Annotated in this window: 3 protein-coding genes and 1 pseudogene; all 4 read right to left on the bottom strand. The window is 59.1% G+C overall.

Translation table 11 applies throughout. From position 1 onward, the window contains the following. Positions 1–123: 123 nt before the first annotated feature. Entirely contained in the window at positions 124–399 is a 276-nt protein-coding gene (locus GWC77_RS27095) for a polyprenyl synthetase family protein (protein ID WP_173262388.1), read from the bottom strand. A gap of 242 nt (positions 400–641) precedes the next feature. Continuing rightward, a pseudogene (locus GWC77_RS27100) lies at positions 642–1,661 on the bottom strand (IS66 family transposase); the annotation flags it as partial. Between the two features lie 130 nt (positions 1,662–1,791). Next, complete coding sequence (gene tnpB / locus GWC77_RS27105) at positions 1,792–1,983, bottom strand: IS66 family insertion sequence element accessory protein TnpB (protein WP_173262393.1); 192 nt, start codon at positions 1,981–1,983, stop codon at positions 1,792–1,794. Between the two features lie 1,727 nt (positions 1,984–3,710). Continuing rightward, positions 3,711–4,006: transposase domain-containing protein (locus GWC77_RS27110; protein ID WP_173262396.1), on the bottom strand; the 296-nt coding region annotated here is incomplete at its 5' end.

Raw genomic sequence — 4,006 nt, forward strand, 5'->3', positions numbered from 1 at the left:
ACGTCCTCAATCGCTTGCCTACCCATCGAGCCGACGACATCGTCGCGCTTCTACCGCATCGCTGGGCGCCTGCCGCAGCTTGATTGACGGCGATTTGGACCTGGGGGTGTCTTCGCCGGGTGCTTACCGTCGGGTATCGTTATCCTGGATATCATCGACGATAAGAAATGCTTCATGTAGCAGCGCGATAGATGTTCCGATGGGCACTATCTCGGCCGGCTTTTTTCCGCCCAAAGCGCTATAAAACGCTACCGGCAAAGATGCTTGCTTCATGGACTCATAGGCCTGCATTTGTTCAAGACCTATCTGAACGCGGCCTTCGTGATAAACGCCCTTGCGAAGTGAAGACTCAAGTCGATCTAGTGCCGACTCTTCAGAGCTTGAAGAGGGCTTGTCCATGCCCACTCCTCTCATGGGGTCTGCCGTCGGATCGGCAAGCGAATACGTTCTCGGTACGGGAATCAATGCATTTAGCGAGCGACTGCGATTCAGGCGGCTCTCTGTATTCGACTTGAACGGCTTTAAGTCCGACAGTTCCGCAAGCGGCCCAGCAGGCGTCTTCGTCGGCGAGGACGAGCGAGATCTGTTTGCTACCTGGTTTTCCAATGTTCGATCTGTTTCGACGCGGTCCCATTGACGCGCGCGACTTCATCGTACGGCGCGTAACCATCCGTCATCAGGGCCGCGCCCTGGTGAACGCCCGCATAAAGGACCGCCGCTTGCGCTGTGCTGCGTGTCGGATTGTAACTGAACAGCCGCACCGGCGGCCCGGTGCCGTTCATTTGCGCCCACACGAAGCTTTTTGTCTGAGCGGACCGTCCCGGCTCCTTGAGCACCTGTCCGGTCGTTTCATCGCCGTACAGAATGTCGCTTTCCAGCAAGATGTCGCGCATCAGGTTGATGAGCGGCTGCACAGCCTGTCCTAGCCGGATCATGCTCGCGGCAAGCGTGCCACGCGAGATGTCGCCCCCGATGCGGCGCAGGATGACGGCGAGCCGGTACAGCGGCAGGCCGTCGGCGAACTTCGCGACCACAAGCCATGCGAGGGCGGCTTCGGTAAAGAGGCTCTTTCGGATGATGCGCGCCGGAGCCGGCGCCACTTTAATACCCTGATCGCAGGTGGGGCACACATAGACGGGATACTCGTGGCGAATCACCCGGAATTGCTCGGGCACAATGTCGAGTTGTTCGCGCACGCGCACATCGATTTCGACCAGCATCGAGCCGTCGTACTCGCAGGTACGCTCGGCTTCACTCAGGTCATGACGAACTGTCACGCGTGGCAGTGCCGGATCGAGCGGCTTGCGGCCTCGCCGGATCCGTTTATGGGCGGGAACATCGACCGTGCGGTCCGGCTCGCTCTCTTGCGCCGGGTCAGCGCCTGGCGCAAGTGCCTCGGCCTCGTTGAAGAACAGGTCCTGCTGGCAAGCATCGCGCATCTCGCTCTTTGCGGCAAATAGCCTGCGCTGGAACAGCTTCAGACGCTCGTGATACAGATCGCGCTCGGTGATAACCACCCGCAGTTCGCTGCGCAATCCAGCGCGCTCCTCAAGCAGCGATCGCCGCTCGTCGACCAATCCGTCGCGCTCGACAGCCAAGGCATCTCGACTTGCCAGGATCGTGGCGTATTGCTCAGCGGTGAGGGTGACGGTCTTGGACATTGCGCCATTAGACCGTCAGCATGGCGGAGGTTTCAACCTGCGATCTGGTAACTTCGCTTTGGATGAGGTTTCACCGCATCAATGTCGATCCCGTCAAGCAGCCATTGCAACTGTTCGATCGTGATCTCTACTATGGCTTGCTATCCCAAAAAATGAGTTTAATCCGGTCATGCCGGCGGTTGGTGAAGCCGTACACAGCAGCAGCAAACGGATCGAGCGCGAGCGATTGTTCGATGATCGCCGTTAGCCCGTTAATGCTCTTTCTGAAATCGACCGGATTGCGGTGCAGCCGTACCGCTAGCGACGCGTCGAAACGGAACATGGCGTGCGGGCGAGCGTGCCGATGACGGTGCCGACAAGCTTCGTGTCGGAAGCCCAAAAGTTGAATTCGAACACCACGCCATTGGGTAAGGTAGCCGACAGCTTCGCGGCCGGGTCTATCGCCGAAGGCTTGAGCTGTACTGTCGCAAAAGGAGAAGACTGAGGCGCATCCAACGCATTGCCGGATTGCCGAGCCGCGAGGTGGCGTTGACGCTGACGTGCGGCGTACAAGCGGTGCACATTCAAACCGTGCTTGCGTGCATAAGCCGACAGCGAGCCGCCCGCTTGAGCCGCCGCATCGAGATGCAATACCCACTGCGCGGGCGTAATTCTCTGTCCATGGCCACCTCCGATTTAAATCACCGGATGGGTGCATGCATCAGCGCGTCGTGGATAGGACGCTCTTGACTGCGCGCTTACAATGGAAAGTCCAGCCTTCGGTCCGGCGTTTCAGCCAGACTTCGGTGAGGCGGGCGCCCCTGGACTGTGCCAATGAGCCGGCCTAAGAAACTGAGCGGATATGTTGGTGTAGGTGCGCGATATTGCTACAGCGTGCCTTATCGATCAGTAGCTGAAGAGTATTTCAGCGGCAAGCAACAACCGAGTTTGAGGACAGCGTCGTGGATGTCGGCGCGACGCGAGCTGGAGCGCGCCCATTACCTTGCCCAACACGATACGGGGCACGCAAGACAGAGTGGCTGAACGAAGCAACGCGGGTTCGCCTGCAGGGGCCATTCTTCGCGGCGGCGGCGAAGAGCGCAAACCGGGGACTGACAATTGGAGCGACAACACCTACTTTGTTATCGCGAATCATGGATCGAACCAACCGATACGGCAATAACCAATACGGCAGTTCGTCACAGGACCCTGCTTGGGGCCACCTTCGGACGGGCGCTGCCGGACGCGGGGACCCCCGATATCCCCAAGCTTCAGGGGGTCACGCAGGACGTGGTGCCGTACGTCATCCTGGCAACTTCATTGTGCGCCCGCTGTCGACACCACTCCCACCACTCCTCGGTGGACTGCCGGTTCAAGGTGACTCGACTAACCTGTCGCGTGCCTCTCCGCGACGTCCAGCGTCCCGGTTGGGCTACCCCGTACAACGTATCCCTGTTTCGGCGCCATTTCCCCCATCAAGCCACTCGCAGCCTTTTACAGGGGCTTCAAGTGGTTCGAGGGCCGCCAATGCCTCTTTCCTTGATTTGGAGAGCGCAATTGACAACGCGCGGACATCGAGCGATTTGAGGCGAGCATTCTCGGCTATGGTGCAGTTACCGCAAGAAGAGAAGATCAGCCTGATCCACGTGGCCATTGGTGTTATTCCTAGCCTTCGCAGTCATATACGGGCGAAAGCCTTGGGTGTCATCTTGGAGGAGATCGAAAAGCTTCCTCGCAGAGTTCGTCCCGGTTTATGCGACTCAGTGGCAAATTGCGGCACTTCGTGCTTGTGCGAACAGAATTTCGACGACGTAATGTCGACAATCGACCACGTCCGGTTTATGGCACGTGATTTACCTCATGGCCGAGCGTGAGTGGGGCGGTAATCTGATCGATATACCCTTCAGCTATCTGCACGTTGGCAATGATCCCCCCTCGCGCTGCTGCGATTCGATTTTGCGCGTCAGTAGCCGCGCGCCGATGCAGCGCTTAATGCGCGAGATCTGCGACTCGACCAGCGCGCGCTGTAAGCGTGTCGCGGGCACCGTCTTGACGGCGGTGTCGTGATGTTCAGTTGGCGTTGTGGAGCTGATCCGCTACGACCCACGGCATGAGTTGGTCCACGCGGTTGATCGGGTGATCAGCGATTCGGGCCACTACGAAGCGCAGATAGGCCTCGGGATCGATCTCGTTAAGTTTTGCCGTCCCGATGAGGCTGTAAATCGCGGCGGCACGTTCACCACCGGAGTCCGCGCCGGCGAACAGGTAGTTGCGCCTTCCAATGGCCACTCCACGCAATGCGCGCTCGACCGGCAAGTTGTCGATCTCTAGCCGGCCGTCGTTGCAATAGCGTGTGAGCGCTTCCC

It is taken from the genome of Paraburkholderia sp. NMBU_R16 (assembly GCF_013282575.1).
Taxonomy (GTDB): domain Bacteria; phylum Pseudomonadota; class Gammaproteobacteria; order Burkholderiales; family Burkholderiaceae; genus Trinickia.

Excerpts from the sequence above, each read along its gene's own strand:
- tnpB (WP_173262393.1), bottom strand. The coding sequence starts at position 1,983 with ATGTTCCGTTTCGACGCGTCGCTAGCGGTACGGCTGCACCGCAATCCG.
- GWC77_RS27095 (WP_173262388.1), bottom strand. The coding sequence starts at position 399 with ATGGACAAGCCCTCTTCAAGCTCTGAAGAGTCGGCACTAGATCGACTT.